Source organism: Paenibacillus mesophilus, from assembly GCF_005938385.1.
Taxonomy (GTDB): domain Bacteria; phylum Bacillota; class Bacilli; order Paenibacillales; family NBRC-103111; genus Paenibacillus_AB; species Paenibacillus_AB mesophilus.
Map to the genome: position 1 here is coordinate 44382 of NZ_VCRA01000027.1, position 15372 is coordinate 59753.

Here is a 15372-nt window from a genome sequence, read left to right on the forward strand (position 1 = left end):
GGAAGGAGGAAGCGTTTGCAGGAAGGGGTATGTGCAAGGCATTCAAGGGCAGTGGAGGAATAAAGGCGATCCCTTGCAAGCGGTATTGCCGCTACATTTTCATGTGAAATAAATCACAAACCATCAGAGAGAAGGGGCTCCTATGAAAACAAACATGATCGCATCCAGCATGGCGCTGGTTCTGCTTGGCATATCCGCAATCGGCTGTTCGGGAAAATCCGCAGAACCTTCCGGTAAGGCGGATAAACCGGCCGAGTCTGCGAAGGCGGGAGCAGCGCAGAGCGGCAAACAACTGAGCACCGAACCGGTAACGATTCGGGTGAACAACTGGAACACGGCGTTTCAGCAAGCGGAATTCGATAAATATTTCGCCGAGCCGCTCCGTAAAAAGTATCCGTTTATCACATTGGAATATTTGGACCAGCAGAAAGCGACAAGCAACACGCTCGATAACTTGATAACCGCCGGCAGCACTCCCGATATCGTGTTTACGGATTACCCGAACTTGGCGGGCCTGCTGGATTACGATTTTCCGGAAGATCTGAACCGTTACGTCACGGATTTCGCCGTAGATTTGAAAAAGATTGACCCCATCGTCGTCGAAGGTGCCAAAATGATCGGCTCCAAAGGGGAACTGTTCGCTCTCCCGGTATATTCGGACCGGATGATGTGGTTTTACAACAAAGACTTGTTCAACAAGTTCGGGGTCCCCTACCCGACGGACGATATGACCTGGGACGATGCGATCGCCGCGTTCAAGCGTTTGTCGCGGATGGAGAACGGGGTACAGTACGCCTCATTCCGCATGATCAATTTGCCGATGACGGGCAGCCAGTGGGGCGTTCCTCTGGTCGATCCGAAGACGGGCAAAGCTTCGTTCCAGACGGACGGTTGGAAAAAGTCGCTCGACTTGATGCAGCAAATCGCCGCGATTCCGGGCAATACGAAGCTGACGAACGAAGACTTCTATCAGAAGGAGACGCTGGCGTCTCTCATGCAAAGCTTCAACATTATGGTCAATTTGCTGGAAGGCGTGGAGCAGAAAGGGTACAAAATCAACTGGGACGTCGCATCGCTGCCCCAGTCCAAGGAGAAGCCGGGCATTGCCGGGGCGAATAAGCCTCTTTACTTCATGGTATCCAAATCGAGCAAGCATAAAGATCAGGCGTTCGCCGCCATTTCGTACTTGATGTCCTCGGAGGAGGCCCAGACGGCGCTGTCCCAGAACGGCAAAATGCCGGTTCTGCTCGGCGACGGAATCAGCAAGCAATTCGGTACGAAGCTGGACATCCTGAAAGGTAAAAATGTCGCGGCGGTCTATAAGCATCAAATGAGCGCCCTGCCTTTCTCGAACCGGTTCAACAGACTGGCGCTCGTGGACTTGATAACGGCCGGCAACGAAGCGCTGAACGGCACCCAGGACGCGAATACGGCGCTCCGCAACGCCGAAGAGAAGGCGAACAAAGCGATCGACGCCAAGATGAAGTGAAGCATCGATACTCGTTGACAATGCCCGCAGACACGATCATTGCAACGATAAGGAGGAATGAGGATGGCAGGCAATCGAATGAGCCGCAGACAAATGCTCGCATCACTGGGGGCTGCGGGTGTCGCTTCGGTCGGATTGGTGTACGGGAGGGAGGCGGAATCCCATGCTTCCGTCATTGAAAGCGTTTACTCCGGTTCGCAAACGAATTTGCCCAAGGCGGTTTTGCGCATCGATGACGTGTCCGGCCTAATCGGCTTCGAGGGGAAATACGCGGGGCAGCAAGTATCCTTAAGGGGATACCGTCCCGGCACCGATTGCGGCGGAGGACTGCTGTACTGGGACCCGGCCATGCCGAAGGCGGCCCATAATGGCGGAACGGTCATCAGCCCGACTGCAACGTGGGACGGGACGGCTGCGGGCTTGCCTTCGTTCTTGAACGGGGGCGGCGAGACGAATCCGACCGGCAGCGGGTGCTGGGTCCGGTTGAAGGACCGCGAGAACGAGTTTTACCCTGAAAGCTTCGGCGCCATAGGGGCGGGCAACGAGCAGAGCATCGTCCAAGCCGTTCTCGACGCGGCCAAAGCCTGGTCCGTCCAGCATGCGGGGAGACGTCCGATTATCGGCTTCGACAAAGTGTACACGGTAAACGGCGTTCAAGTATACGACGGCTTCGTGCTGCTCGGTCCGGGCGGATTGAAGCGCGACGACGGCACGATTCCGAGCTCCTCGGTCACTTCCAGCAGCGTCGTATTCGGGAATGGCATCAAGGATATCGACATATTCGATCTGTATGTGGACGGAAACGACCGCATGCAAGGAGTGATGAGCGATCCCGCCTATCGGCAAGGGAACAACGCCGGGGCGCTTGGCTACCAGAACATTTATATCATCGGCAAATTCGCGAATGCCGACCGTGACATGGGAACGATCCGCATTCAAAACTGCCGGCTCGTGAATTCGCCCGGCAACGGCATTGTCGTGAACAACCACAGTCAAGCGTCGTTAACCGGCAACCATATCGAGAGATGCGGCAAAAACGGCATTTATTTGGCGCAGACGCACGGCTTCAATACGATTGTAACCGGCAACTACATCCGGGAATGCGGGTTCGTGTACGGCGGAGGAATCGGCATCGCGCACGCTCATGTGAACGCTTCCGGCAATGTAATCGTCAGCTGTTACGAATACGGAATCCTGATCAGCTCCACGGGAGTCGGCGCGAGATGGAATACGGACATCGCCATATCGTCCAACAATATTAGAGGGGTCAAAAGGCTGCTTCTGGATAACAGCGGGAATCCGGAGTCTTTCAAGACAAGCTCGCTTGGAGTCGGGATCGGATATACGCAGGTTTTCGTTACCCGTGCGAGCACCCGGCTTAACGTTGCGATTACCGGCAACAGTATACAGGGTGCGGAGGGAAGCGGCATCGCCTGCTTGGGAGCGGCCTATAACGCGAGTTTCTTGCCCTATGGCATCGTAATTTCCGCGAATTCGGTCATGCTGTGCGGCGGGGCGGGCTTGAATGTCCGCTATGTGCGGGGTGTCGTTTGCACGGGGAACATGGTTACGGCAAACGGATTTGCGGATATTTATATCGATGAGGTATCGGGGTCGATTGCAAGCAATACGGTCGTCTGCAAATACCCCGTCGCCGACCGGGTGATCCTGGGCGGCATCAAGTACGAGGCGAAGAAGCGCCATCTGTCCTCCGGCAACACGAAGCCGGGCGTGAGCGCGGATTGTTGGACGGTCATTCAGACGAGCGAAACGTTGCCCGAGTGGCACGAAGACGAAGTATACGCTCCGGTGCTCGCTCCTTCCACCTACGGGATCTATTCCGTATATCGCCCGAGCGGAACCGCGGTGAGCGGGAAAAGGAACGACCTGCTGCTCGATCTCAATCATTTGGAAGGAGTGGACAATTCGAACCGCCTGTCCAACGTCAATCTGGTACGGAAGCTCGTGGGAGGAACGACGCCGACGGGATTGCCTGTCAGAGCCGGGGACAAAATTTATTATGACACTCCCGTATCCGGCGGCAGAGAGGGGCGTATCAGTCTTGTAAAAGGCGTAGATACGCCGGCGGCGGCATGGAGCGGCGGGCAAGCCGTCGTGGCTGGGGAACGTCGGACCAACGCCGGCAAATTGTACGAAGCGGTCCAAGCCGGAACGACCGGCATTACCGCCCCGACCCATACGGCCGGGAACGTGTCGGACGGAGCTGTCGTCTGGAGCTTTATCGATACGGTTGCCGTGTTCGAGGAATTTGGCCATATCGGAGTGTAAAAAAAGAGACCCACACGGCAACGGGCTGTGCGGGTCTTTAAGTATATATGAAAAAAGGGGGTCGAGGTTTATTATAGGCCCGTATCATTAAAGGAAGATGAAAGTTGTATTTCAATTGTATTACATTTTTTATGAACCGTGGTTACGTATCAGGTTGTTGAAAAAGTCTAAGCGAGAGTTGGAAAACCAAAAGAGGTGGGGGAGATGTGCGTAAAGCGAAGCGGCTGACTTTAAAATCGAGTTGTAACCGCTGAAAATTCAAAAAACAACACGATTTTAACGGAAGTGGAGCGCATTCCCCCACCTCTTGCCTTCACCGCTTCCTCTCGCAGACTTTTCAACAGCCTAAGCTTTCCAATTGCGTACGGGACGGTTAGATCAGCTCGTTCAGATATACGGTCGGTTTGTTATAATAAAGACTACGACTGTATGCGACCAGGAGGAACGAATAGTGAAGCTGTTTATCGTAACCGGCGCGTCGAAAGGACTCGGACAAGCGCTGCTGCGCCGACTGATGCAGTCCGGGCACCGGCTGATCGGGATAGCGCGGAGCGAAGCGGGGGAGCTGGCGGAGGAAGCGGTCCGAGGCGGAGCGCGGCTCGAATGGTTCCGCTGCGATCTGAGCGACGCCGCCCGTCTGGAAGCCGTCATGGAAGAGGCGTTCGCTGTCATAGCCGCAGACGAAGCGGACACGGTCTGCTTGATCAACAATGCGGGGATGGTGGAGCCGATCGCGCCGGCCGCCCTCGCCGCCGGCTCGGATCTGGCCCGCAACGTGAGCGTTAATCTGATCGCTCCGATCGTGCTGACGGCCTCCTTTCTGCGGCTGACCGCGGGCTGGAAGGCCGATCGGCGCATCCTGAACGTCTCCTCGGGCGCGGGGAAGAAGCCTTATTCCGGCTGGAGCGCGTACTGCGCCTCCAAGGCGGGGCTCGATATGTTCACCCGGTGCGTCGGTGAGGAGCAGCGGGACGATACGGACGGCGTGCGCATTATGTCCGTCGCCCCCGGCGTTGTCGATACGGATATGCAGCGGGAAATCCGCGGCACGAGCCCCGAGCTGTTCCGCGATCACAGCCGATTCGTCCAGTTGAAAGAGTCCGGCTCCCTGTCCGGCGCGGATGAAGCGGCGGCAAAGCTGCTGCAAGTCCTGTTCGACGATCGGCATCCGTCCGGCAGTGTGCTGGATATTCGCGACCTATTTTGACCGATACCCCATAAAACCGCTCTGTTCATGTCGGCGTGTGCGTGTAATAGACCGCCTCGTTCCGGCCACCGAACAAGAGCGGTTTTTTGTCGTGCCTGCTTTTTGGCATTCCTACATGCGAAACGTTTTACGGAACTGCGACGGGGTCATGCGCTCATGCTTCAGAAACACGCGGTTTAAATAAAGACCGCTCTGGTAGCCGCAGCATTCGGATATTTGCTCGAGCGTCAGCTTCGTCTCCATCAGGAGCGTCTTCGCTTTATCCAGCCGGATCGAGGTCAAGTATTGTATCGGCGTAATGCCGTATGCCGATTTGAATTTTTTGCTTAGCTGAACCGGACTCACGCCGAGTGTCGAGGCAAGCGCTTTCAGATTGAACAGCTGAAAAGCGTTTTGCCGAATCAGATAGGAAGCTTGGGCCATCAGAGGATCTTTGACCTCCGAATGGGCTGCCGGCAGCTCTACGGCCAGCTCTTCGCAGTACGTCAGCCAGATGTCTTGCAAATAATGGTTTTTGCACACCATTCTCCACGGATTGTGCAGCAGATCGGCTTTCTTTAATGCCGCATAATTGGCCGCGAGACGGCCGGTGTCGCGGATGCTGATTTTCCCTGTGGGCACCGTCTCCAGCGGGTCCATCTCACTCCCCGACATATGCTCCCAGCGCATAATAAACGCATGGAACGTAAGCGGTGTCACGACCACTCGGCGAAAAACGGTATGCGGCGGGCAGATGATGACGTCCCCGAATGTTGCATTTCCTTTGTGGTCTTTAATCTCATAATAACAAGACCCGGACTCGATGGCGAAGACGAACCAGTTTTCGTTCGTGTCCTCGTACAGGTCAAACTTCTCTTTACGTTCCCAGTACATGGAGTGGTTGAACCGGGGGTAGAAGCCGTTTGGAGGAATGGAACTCATCGATCGGACCTCCGTTTCCTGCGGAAATTTTGTCTATATTTGATAGTAATATATTGAATGTTCAAAGTAAAACCCGCTAACTATAATGAACTTACGTTATGTAACGCCTTGCGTTAGCTAGAGAAATAAAATGGAGGTCAGGACGATCGTCCACAGAGAGAGCAGCACAATGCCGGAGCTGCGAACGCAATTAGGATCAGGGTGGGGTGGATCGGCGGAACGTCGTCTGCGCCGAAGAAAGCGTTTAACCTGATTCATCGAATGAACTCGGAAACGATAACCAAAGGAGGCAACTTCATGCTAAACAAAAGCTGGAAGGGGATTCTCGTCGCGACGGCCGCTATGACCGTCTTGTCCGCATGCGGCGGAGGCGTCAAGACCGCATCGAACAAACCCGAGCAAGACGATAAGACAAAGAAGGCCGATGTGATCGAGCCTGTCGAGCTTACGGTATACAACACCCTTGCGGGCAGCAGCTATGACAACATGATGAACGATTTCGGGGCGGATATCCAGAAGAAATATCCGAACATCACCTTCAAGTATATGGAACACGGGAAAGGCACGACGATTCAGGACATCGTCACCCAGAAAGCCACCGTAGACATCATTATATCGACCCAGGGCAAAATCGACGAGTTGGCCGAAGCGGGACTGCTGTCTCCGATTTCCGACCTGATCAAGAAGCACAATTTCGATATGAACCGGCTTATTCCTTCCACGCTCGAGCCGATGAAGAAGACGACCGGGGATATTGTCGGACTTCCTTTCCAGATCAACACGCTCGCTTTGTTCTATAACAAGGATCTGTTCAACAAATTCGGCGTTCCGTTCCCGAAGTCCCAAATGACCTGGGATGATCTGTACAACGCATCGAAGCTGTTGACCCGGGCGGACGGTGGCGTGAATTATTACGGCGTCGTATTCGGATCGTACCAAAATCTGCTGTCCTTGAATCAATACTCGTATGAATTGGTCGATCCGAAAACGAAGCTGCCGACCTTCAAGGACGACTTCTGGAAAAAGTATTTCGACAATTTTACCCGGTTCTATAAGCTTTACGAAGGCGTCATTCCGGACCCGTTGAAGCTGAATCTGGATACTTTCGTTAAAGAACAAACGGTGGCGATGGTGATCCCGACGATCAGTAATTTCCCGCGGGGAGACGTACAGTGGGGCTTCGATTGGGATATCGCCTCGTATCCGACGTTCCCGGACCGCCCGGAGGTCGGCCCGCCTCCTGCGCCTACGCACCTTGTCGTGGCGGGGACAAGCAAGCATAGAGACGCGGCTTTCCAAGCGATCGCCCACGTATTGTCGGACGAAGTGCAGACGAAATTCGCGAGAATGGGCCGCGTATCGACGCTCAAAAACCAGACGGCCGCCGACAGCTTCGGTGCCGACGTCCCGCAATTGAAAGGAAAGCAAATCGGGGCGCTGCTGCCGAAAAAGTGGGCGGACCCGATTTCGTGGGACAAAAAGTCGATCCGGGTACAGCCCCCGTTCAATCAGGCGTTCGGAGACGTGCTGAAAGGAACGAAGGACCCGAACACGGCGCTTCAGCAGGCGCAGGAGCAAGCGGTCAAGATCGTTCAGGACTTGGACAAGTAACTTCGCCAAGTACCGCAGCCGTACCTTTACAACAGCAAGTCTGTTGTGGTACGATTGTTGACAAGAAGAACAATCGAATGGACGGCATCATCAATCGGGCGGAGACGAAGAGACCCCTTTTGCTGATGGGCGCCCTGTTACTTGACGTAACGGGACGCTTCATCATGCGGAGGGGTTTTTTGCGTTCGCAAATAATCCGGCCAAGAACACGAAGCTGCCGTCATGGGAGGCGACATAACGATGAACGCGACTTTTTCCGCGGGTCGAAGGGTTGAGATGCTGCAGAGCATGTCCAAACAACGGCTCGACGTGCTAGTTATTGGAGGAGGCATTACCGGAGCGGGGATTGCCTGGGACGCCAGCTTGCGGGGGCTGAGTACGGGCTTGGTGGAGATGCGCGATTTTTCCTGGGGCACGAGCAGCCGTTCGACCAAGCTTGTACACGGCGGACTCCGTTATTTGAAGCAGGGCGAGGTGAAGCTCGTCATGGAGGTCGGCCGCGAGCGGGCGCTGCTGCACCGGAAAGCGCCGCACATCGTCATTCCGGCGCCGATGATGCTGCCGATCTACAAGGGCGGCACGTACGGCTACTGGATGTCCGCGATCGGCTTGTACGTATACGACCTCCTGGCGGGCGTAAAGCGCGGGGAGCGGAGAATCATGTATAGCCGCTCCAAGACGATGGAGCTTGAGCCGATGTTCAAGCGGGAAGGGTTGAAGGGCTCGGGTTACTATTACGAATACCGCACCGACGATTCAAGGCTGACGCTCGAAATCGCCAAGACCGCTCACGGTCACGGCGCGAAGCTGGTGAACTACGCGAAGGCGGTCGGCTTCTTGTACGAGAAGGGCAAAGCGATCGGAGTGAAGGTGGAGGACGTTCTGAGCGGCCGGGTATATTCGATCTATGCCAAAAAAATCGTCAACGCCGCCGGGCCGTGGGTGGACCGCGTCCGTTCCCAGGATCATGAGGTCAAGGGCAAGCGGCTGCTGTTGACGAAAGGGGTCCATCTCGTAGTCGATCACGCCAAGCTGCCGGTCCGGCAATCCGCCTACATCGACGTTCCGGACGGGCGGATGATTTTCGTCATTCCGCGCGAAGGCAAAACGTATATCGGCACGACCGATACGTTCTACGAAGGCAAGATCGAGGAGCCGCGGACGACGAGCAAAGACCGGGACTATTTGCTCCAAGCGGTCAACCATGCGTTTCCCGGGGCGCGCCTGACGGCGGCCGACGTGGAATCGTCCTGGTCCGGGCTGCGCCCGCTCATTCGCGAGGAAGGCAAAGGCCCCTCCGAAATTTCCCGAAAGGATGAAATATTCCGCTCGGAATCGGGACTCATTACGATCGCCGGCGGCAAGCTGACCGGATTCCGAAAGATGGCCGAGAAGGTCGTCGACCTGGTGGAGCGGGAGCTGGCGGCGGAAGAAGGAAGAGCTGCCGCAGGGTGCGGAACCGACCAAGACGATATCAGCGGTGGCGACCGCGGCGGTATGGCTTCCTACGAGGAGTACCGGCAGCAGTGGATCGCGCGCGGCGAGCGGATGGGGGTAAATCCGAAGGACGCCGAATATTTGCTGGGCCGATACGGATCGAACATCCGGACTATATTCGACATGTATTCCGTGCTGGCGCAAGAGGCGGCTGCCGCAGACGTCCGGCGCGGTGCGGATACGGGCGGACATCGAATCGATTTGCGTCTGCTCGAAGCGGAGCTTTGCTATGCGATCGATCATGAAATGACGGTCAGCGCGACCGATTTCCTCGTTCGCCGAACCGGGCTCGTCACGTTCGACCGCAAGCGCGCCGAAGCGCTGGTGCGCCCTGTCGTGCAGGCTATGGGAAGACTGCTCGGGTGGAGCGCGGAAGAGGCGGCCCGACAACAGCAAGATGCGCAAGCCTATATCGAGCTCGTCACGAGCTTCCCCGAGGGAGACGCTTCCGCCGTCTGAGGCGGGGGTTACGATCCAAGTCCGGACAGGAGCAGGAACAGCCCGATACCGATTGCCAGTATGCCGCCGATCCGGCCCATCAGGATGGCGGCTTCGCTCGGTTCGGCGTTTTTGAATTGCCAGCCGATATTCCAAAACCAGGCCGTTCTGGGGAACAGAACATTCAACAGCCCGATTCCGATAAATAGGTACGGTACGATTTTAATCAAAGCCATGGGATGCACCTCGCTCGCTAAGCGGTTATACTTGTGCGTTGCACCGTGTACGCGCTTACTTCATCATTACGCGGGATAGGGTTGGAAAGTTTCGGAAGGGAAGGCGTTTTTCTTCCCCGGTATTTTCATCCGCTTCCCGGGGTGGTATGGTGATAACATAAACAACCGTTGGAGGGATCATGATGAAACGGTACGTATTGGCTCTCGATCAAGGCACGACAAGCTGCCGGGCCATTTTGTTCAACCGCGGCGGGCAAATGATGCGGACAGCCCAGAAAGAATTCAAGCAATATTTCCCGCATGCCGGCTGGGTGGAGCACGATGCCGGGGAAATATGGGCCGTCCAGCAGCAGGTCATGCGGGAAGCGGCGGAAGGCATAGACGCTTCGGAAATCGCCGCGATCGGGATTACGAACCAGCGGGAGACGACGGTCGTATGGGACCGCGCTACCGGAAGGCCGCTTCACCGGGCTATCGTCTGGCAGTGCAGGCGGACGAGCGAGACGTGCGAGCAGCTGAAGCGGGACGGCTGGGACCATACGATCCGGATGAAGACGGGGCTTGTGACCGACCCGTATTTCTCCGGGACGAAGCTGAAGTGGATTCTCGATCATGTCCCTGGCGTCCGCGAGAAAGCGGAAGCGGGAGAAGCTTTGTTCGGGACGATCGATACGTGGCTCATCTGGAATTTGACCGAAGGGCGCGCGCATGTGACGGACGTATCCAACGCTTCCCGCACGATGCTGTTCAATATCCACACGCTCGAATGGGATCGCGAAATATTGGATAAGCTCGGCATACCGGAAGCGATGCTGCCGGCAGTGAAGCCTTCGAGCCACGTATACGGGGAGACGGGGCTGCTCGGCGGAGCCGCCGCGATTCCGGTCGCCGGAGCGGCGGGCGATCAGCAGGCAGCCTTGTTCGGCCAAGGCTGCCACGAGCCCGGCATGGCGAAGAACACATACGGAACGGGCTGCTTTCTGTTGAAGCATACGGGCGGCAAGCCGATCCAATCGAACAACGGCCTGCTGACAACGATTGCTTGGCAGATCAACGGCAAAACGAGCTACGCGCTGGAAGGAAGCGTGTTCACGGCGGGGGCGGTCGTCCAATGGCTGCGCGACGGCTTGCAGCTTATATCGGATGCGGGCGAGACGGAAGCACTGGCCTCATCGGTCGGCGATACGGAGGGCGTATACGTCGTGCCGGCGTTCACCGGTCTCGGCACGCCTTACTGGACCGCTGAAGCGCGCGGCATGATCACGGGACTGACGCGGGGGAGCGGCAAGGCGCATATCGTGCGGGCTGCTCTGGAATCGATCGCCTACCAGACGATGGACGTGCTGCGCATTATGGAGAAGGAATCCGGCATTCGCCTGCACGAGCTGCGTGTGGACGGCGGCGCGACGCGGAACGGGTTCCTCATGCAGTTCCAGTCCGACATGCTGGGCGTCCGCGTCACCCGGCCCAAGGTGCAGGAGACGACAGCACAGGGCGCGGCCTATTTGGCCGGCTTGGCCGTCGGCTTCTGGAGCGGAACCGCGGAGCTTGCATCGCTGTGGGAGAAAGACCGGCAGTTCGAGCCGGCGATGGCGGAGGAAGAGCGGAACCGTAAATACGCGGGCTGGCTACGAGCCGTCGGCTATCAGTTATAGTGGGTGAAGGAAAAAGGCTGCTCCTTTCGTCGTTCGACGGGGAACAGCCTTTTTTTGTGCCACTTATTTGAAGAAAATAAGAACTGCTAACGCCCGCTATTTCGCCCGATTGACGGCAACCCGGCCGCTTACGCCCGCCTTCGCCCATATCCGGAACATGACCGCGCAGGCGAGCAGGCTCGCGCCTCCCGAAAATCCGAGTATGATCGGGGCGTAGCCCAAATACCAAACCGCTATAATGACGGTAAGCGCCAAGAGCCACAATCCCAAATAGACGATCTCGCGCCCGAGCTTCATACCGGCGATGACGTATACGCAGGATAGCACGATAGACCGGAATAACTCGGCTGTAAACAGCGGAACGAGTTCAAGGCGAGCTAGCAGCACCACGACAAGCAGCAGCCCGGCTGCCGCAATCGCGGGAATCCACCGGCCAGTGCCGGAGGCTGAGCCAGGGTCGGAACGGGTGCCGCCGTTGCCGGATGCAGCATTCGCCCGTGAGCTTGCTTGCGCCGCTTCCTTGATCCCGCTCCGGCCGCGAATCCAATACGCGACGCTTAGCCCGACTGCCGCCCATAGCAGCAGTGAGCGGATCGTACCGTTAGGATCCAGCATCCACCCGTATTGCAGCAGCGAGTCCGCGATCCATTGAAAGCCCCATATGTACAAGTAAGGAATAGTCGAATAAGCATCGGCAGCAAGCCGTTTCACGTCAGTCACCCCAAATCAACGTTAGCTTACTATTCCCGGGGACGGAAGTCAACCTGAGCGGACGGTCTGCCGTCGTTGGAGCAGCGCTGCCGTTTCCGGCGCGGTGGGTCGGCATCGGGTGCCGGTCTTATGGCACCGGATCGACCCGGTACCGTTTGGCATATTCGCGCGGGGAGAGGCCGACGACCTTCTTGAACATTCGGCTGAAGTAAAATTCGTCCCCGTACCCGACGCTTTGGGCGATCGATTTCAGCCTGTAGTCGGACAGGACGAGCAGCTCCTTGGCGCGGTCCATGCGCAGATGGGTCAAATAATCGATCGGGCTGTAGCCGATCACCTTTTTGAACAGCCGCGAATAATGGCTGACGCTGAGGCCCGCCAACTGCGCAAGCGATTCGAGCGTCAGCGGCTCCTGATAGTGCTGAACCATGTAGTCCTGCGTCAGCTCGATCGCCGCCGTCGTATCCCCCGCTATTTTTTGCGCGCGGAAATCTTGCAGCAGCGCGAGCCAGAACTCCTGCAGCAATATTTTGCGCCGCATCGCCGTCATGTGTCCCCGCCGCTGCCACAGGACGAACAGCTGCTCCATCCAATAAATGAACTGTGGAGTGTTCTGCAGCGAATACATCCCTTGGAGCGGAAACGGGCTATCCGCCGAGCTCCGGCAAATCCACTGTTCCTTCTCCTCGTACGTTTCCGTATAATGAAAACGTAAAAAGTAATATTCGATCGGCTGTTCCGCATCGGTTCGGCGCTCGACGGTCATCCCCGGAGCGAAGAAAAACAGCTTTCCCGGCTCGGCCGGATAGTGGGTGCCGCCTATCGTGAACGTCCCTTTTCCTTTGACGATGAGCCAGAAGGAGTGGTGCCTGATCGTCCGCATCGGCTGAAACCATGTCGGCTCGGCTTTGCGGTGGCCGGTCAGCACGATCGAGAAGACGAGCCTGTTCAATCGGGCGGCTATTTCCCCCGGAGTCAGCATGTTGAAGAGACGCTCCTTTCGCCCGCTAACGTACAGACGGGATTCCAAACAAATTTATCATACCAGAAACGGATATGGACAGCACGAAAGAGGAGATTATTGTGGAAACAACCGACGCAAAAGCATACTTTTCCGCCCGGCTGCTCGAATGGTACAACGTACACAAACGGGACCTGCCCTGGAGGCGGAGCCGCAACCCTTATTATATTTGGATATCCGAAGTGATGCTGCAGCAAACCCGGGTGGAGACGGTCATCCCGTATTACCACCGGTTCATCGAGCGGTTTCCGACGGTCGAAGCGCTGGCGGATGCGCCGGAGGAGCAGGTGCTGAAGGCGTGGGAGGGACTCGGCTATTATTCGCGGGCACGCAATCTGCAGGCGGCGGTCCGGGAAGTGAAGGAGAGCTATGGTGGCATCGTGCCCGATTCGAAGGAGCACATTTCGTCGCTGAAGGGCGTCGGTCCGTATACGGCCGGAGCCGTCCTTAGCATCGCCTACAACAAGCCGGAGCCTGCCGTGGACGGCAACGTCATGAGGGTGCTTTCCCGCTATTTTCTGCTCCGCGACGACATCGCCAAGCCTTCGACCCGCATCGGCATGGAGAAGCTTGCCCGGGAGCTGATCCCGGAAGGGGCGGCGGGCGATTTCAATCAGGCGTTGATGGAGCTCGGAGCGACCGTCTGTACGCCGAAATCCCCTCACTGCCTCACCTGCCCGGTCATGGAGCCGTGCGCGGGAAGGCTGGAAGGGGCTCAGGACGAACTGCCGGTCAAGACGAAGGCGAAGCCGCCGCGGCCGGAGCGGCGGGCGGCCGCCTTCATCGAAGGAACCGGAGCCGAGGCCGGCAAATTACTGGCCCGCAGGCGCCCGGGCGAAGGATTGCTCGCCAGTATGTGGGAGCTGCCGCACGTGCTATTGCCGGAAACGGTGCCGGATCTGGATGGGGACGGCTCGGACGCCGCCGCCATGCGCTTTCTTCGCGAGAAGCTGCTGGCCGAGTACGGGCTCGAGGTCGAGCCGGTAGAGCCGATGATGGATGCGGAGCATATGTTCAGCCACATCCATTGGATGCTTCGCGTGTACCGCTGCCGCTTCGTCCGGCTGCGGGACGAGGGGGCTGCCGGAACGGCGGACACTGCGTCCGCCGAGGAGGAAGCGCGTGATGGCAATGTGTTTCTATGGTTCGGCGACAAGGAATTCGGACAGTACGCGCTTCCGAACGTTTTTGTGAAAATAGTAAAGCAATCCGGAAGAAGGTAAGCCGCCATCGATCCGGGCGATCCGCAAAGAAGCTTCCGCCCCCTCGAGCACGATCCCGAGGGCCGGAAGCTTCCGTTCGTTTGCCGCCTGAATGCGGCCGCGGCCGCCGATTATGCGCTGACACGGCATCGTTTGCATACTTTCGCCTTTACGCCGTCCTGCAGCGTACGGGTGTAGAGCAGCTTGATGCGGGTCGCCCGGCAAACCGGACAAGTTCCTCTTCCTCTGGAGGGCAGCTTCCACAGCGCTTTTCCGCGGTTCGATTTGGACATACGGGCTCGTTCCTTTCGCAGGGGTCTGTTGTCGCTACATTGTATTCGCGTGACCGGCGAAACATGCGCGAACGACCCCTGCTGCCCGGAAGCTCAAACGTACTGTCCGTACATGCAAACAATCCCCATCCCGCCGCCACGACAGTGACGGTACGGATGGGGATTGCGGTTCGCTGAAACCGAATTATTTCGCGGCGTCGTACAGCTTGCCGACTTCGTTCCAGTTGACTACGTTCCAGAAAGCGGCGATGTAGTCAGGACGTTTGTTTTGATATTTCAAATAGTAAGCATGCTCCCATACGTCCAGACCGAGGAGCGGCGTGTCGCCTTCCATGATCGGGCTGTCTTGGTTAGGCAGGCTGTATACTTTTAGTTTGCCGTTCGAAAGGGCAAGCCAAGCCCAGCCGCTGCCGAAACGGGTCGTTGCGGCTTGCGCGAAAGCTTGCTTGAATGCATCGAATCCGCCCAGCTCGCTATCGATTGCCGCAGCAAGCGCGCCGGTCGGCTGGCCGCCTGCGTTCGGGCCGATCGTCGTCCAGAACAGGGAGTGGTTCGCATGACCGCCACCGTTGTTGCGAACGGCGGTACGGATATCTTCAGGAACGGCATTCAAGTCCGAGATAAGGGCTTCGAGCGATTTGTCGTGCAGCTCAGGGTGCTTATCGAGCGCTGCGTTCAAGTTCGTTACGTATGCGTTGTGGTGACGGTCGTGATGGATTTCCATCGTTTGTGCGTCGATATGCGGTTCGAGAGCGTTGTTGGCGTAAGGCAGTGCCGGCAGTTGATGTGCCATGAGAAAATA

Annotated in this window: 13 protein-coding genes; 7 read left to right on the top strand and 6 right to left on the bottom strand. The window is 57.3% G+C overall.

What is annotated here, in order from left to right; genetic code table 11:
• The first annotated feature begins 142 nt into the window (after positions 1–142).
• The 3 genes from FE783_RS30185 to FE783_RS30195 all read left to right on the top strand — a co-directional run bounded on the left by FE783_RS30185 (position 143) and on the right by FE783_RS30195 (position 4985).
• Positions 143–1489: an ABC transporter substrate-binding protein gene (locus tag FE783_RS30185; RefSeq protein WP_138883114.1), complete on the top strand. Its 1347-nt coding sequence runs from the start codon at positions 143–145 to the stop codon at positions 1487–1489.
• 63 nt (positions 1490–1552) lie between these two features.
• A complete protein-coding gene (locus FE783_RS30190; protein WP_158302123.1) occupies positions 1553–3778 on the top strand; it encodes a right-handed parallel beta-helix repeat-containing protein in 2226 nt (741 codons plus the stop codon).
• Between the two features lie 451 nt (positions 3779–4229).
• Complete coding sequence (locus FE783_RS30195; protein WP_158302124.1) at positions 4230–4985, top strand: (S)-benzoin forming benzil reductase; 756 nt, start codon at positions 4230–4232, stop codon at positions 4983–4985.
• A gap of 111 nt (positions 4986–5096) precedes the next feature.
• Here the strand turns inward: FE783_RS30195 and FE783_RS30200 are convergent, their stop codons facing one another.
• Complete coding sequence (locus FE783_RS30200; RefSeq protein ID WP_138883117.1) at positions 5097–5906, bottom strand: helix-turn-helix domain-containing protein; 810 nt, start codon at positions 5904–5906, stop codon at positions 5097–5099.
• A 297-nt stretch (positions 5907–6203) separates the two neighbouring features.
• On the opposite strand from FE783_RS30200, the gene FE783_RS30205 reads away from it, so the two are divergent.
• Positions 6204–7517: an ABC transporter substrate-binding protein gene (locus FE783_RS30205; RefSeq protein ID WP_158302125.1), complete on the top strand. Its 1314-nt coding sequence runs from the start codon at positions 6204–6206 to the stop codon at positions 7515–7517.
• Between the two features lie 240 nt (positions 7518–7757).
• Positions 7758–9473: a glycerol-3-phosphate dehydrogenase/oxidase gene (locus FE783_RS30210; RefSeq protein ID WP_138883119.1), complete on the top strand. Its 1716-nt coding sequence runs from the start codon at positions 7758–7760 to the stop codon at positions 9471–9473.
• A gap of 8 nt (positions 9474–9481) precedes the next feature.
• Here the strand turns inward: FE783_RS30210 and FE783_RS30215 are convergent, their stop codons facing one another.
• Positions 9482–9688 carry a DUF6199 family natural product biosynthesis protein gene (locus FE783_RS30215; protein ID WP_238403312.1) on the bottom strand — a complete coding sequence of 69 codons (207 nt, stop codon included), beginning with the start codon at positions 9686–9688 and terminating at the stop codon, positions 9482–9484.
• A 182-nt stretch (positions 9689–9870) separates the two neighbouring features.
• Here FE783_RS30215 and glpK point away from each other — a divergent pair, with 182 nt between their 5' ends.
• Positions 9871–11343 carry a glycerol kinase GlpK gene (gene glpK, locus FE783_RS30220; protein ID WP_138883171.1) on the top strand — a complete coding sequence of 491 codons (1473 nt, stop codon included), beginning with the start codon at positions 9871–9873 and terminating at the stop codon, positions 11341–11343.
• 96 nt (positions 11344–11439) lie between these two features.
• Here glpK and FE783_RS30225 read toward each other — a convergent pair whose 3' ends face one another.
• Together FE783_RS30225 and FE783_RS30230 are read right to left on the bottom strand one after the other, a co-directional pair.
• The gene (locus FE783_RS30225; protein ID WP_138883120.1) at positions 11440–12054 is read right to left on the bottom strand and encodes a hypothetical protein; all 615 of its coding nucleotides are present in this window, start codon (positions 12052–12054) and stop codon (positions 11440–11442) included.
• A gap of 127 nt (positions 12055–12181) precedes the next feature.
• Complete coding sequence (locus FE783_RS30230) at positions 12182–13036, bottom strand: AraC family transcriptional regulator (protein ID WP_138883121.1); 855 nt, start codon at positions 13034–13036, stop codon at positions 12182–12184.
• 101 nt (positions 13037–13137) lie between these two features.
• On the opposite strand from FE783_RS30230, the gene mutY reads away from it, so the two are divergent.
• Positions 13138–14298: an A/G-specific adenine glycosylase gene (mutY, locus tag FE783_RS30235; protein ID WP_138883122.1), complete on the top strand. Its 1161-nt coding sequence runs from the start codon at positions 13138–13140 to the stop codon at positions 14296–14298.
• 110 nt (positions 14299–14408) lie between these two features.
• Here mutY and FE783_RS38075 read toward each other — a convergent pair whose 3' ends face one another.
• A complete protein-coding gene (locus FE783_RS38075) occupies positions 14409–14570 on the bottom strand; it encodes a hypothetical protein (RefSeq protein WP_202916292.1) in 162 nt (53 codons plus the stop codon).
• Between the two features lie 184 nt (positions 14571–14754).
• Complete coding sequence (locus FE783_RS30240; RefSeq protein ID WP_138883123.1) at positions 14755–15363, bottom strand: superoxide dismutase; 609 nt, start codon at positions 15361–15363, stop codon at positions 14755–14757.
• Positions 15364–15372: the final 9 nt, after the last annotated feature.

Bases quoted from the DNA above. Each gene is read 5' to 3' on its own strand.
- FE783_RS30190 (WP_158302123.1), top strand. From the start codon at position 1,553: ATGGCAGGCAATCGAATGAGCCGCAGACAAATGCTCGCATCACTGGGG.
- FE783_RS30230 (WP_138883121.1), bottom strand. From the start codon at position 13,036: ATGCTGACTCCGGGGGAAATAGCCGCCCGATTGAACAGGCTCGTCTTC.
- FE783_RS30210 (WP_138883119.1), top strand. From the start codon at position 7,758: ATGAACGCGACTTTTTCCGCGGGTCGAAGGGTTGAGATGCTGCAGAGC.
- FE783_RS30205 (WP_158302125.1), top strand. From the start codon at position 6,204: ATGCTAAACAAAAGCTGGAAGGGGATTCTCGTCGCGACGGCCGCTATG.
- FE783_RS30215 (WP_238403312.1), bottom strand. From the start codon at position 9,688: ATGGCTTTGATTAAAATCGTACCGTACCTATTTATCGGAATCGGGCTG.
- FE783_RS30240 (WP_138883123.1), bottom strand. From the start codon at position 15,363: ATGGCACATCAACTGCCGGCACTGCCTTACGCCAACAACGCTCTCGAA.
- glpK (WP_138883171.1), top strand. From the start codon at position 9,871: ATGAAACGGTACGTATTGGCTCTCGATCAAGGCACGACAAGCTGCCGG.
- FE783_RS38075 (WP_202916292.1), bottom strand. From the start codon at position 14,570: ATGTCCAAATCGAACCGCGGAAAAGCGCTGTGGAAGCTGCCCTCCAGA.
- FE783_RS30185 (WP_138883114.1), top strand. From the start codon at position 143: ATGAAAACAAACATGATCGCATCCAGCATGGCGCTGGTTCTGCTTGGC.
- FE783_RS30200 (WP_138883117.1), bottom strand. From the start codon at position 5,906: ATGAGTTCCATTCCTCCAAACGGCTTCTACCCCCGGTTCAACCACTCC.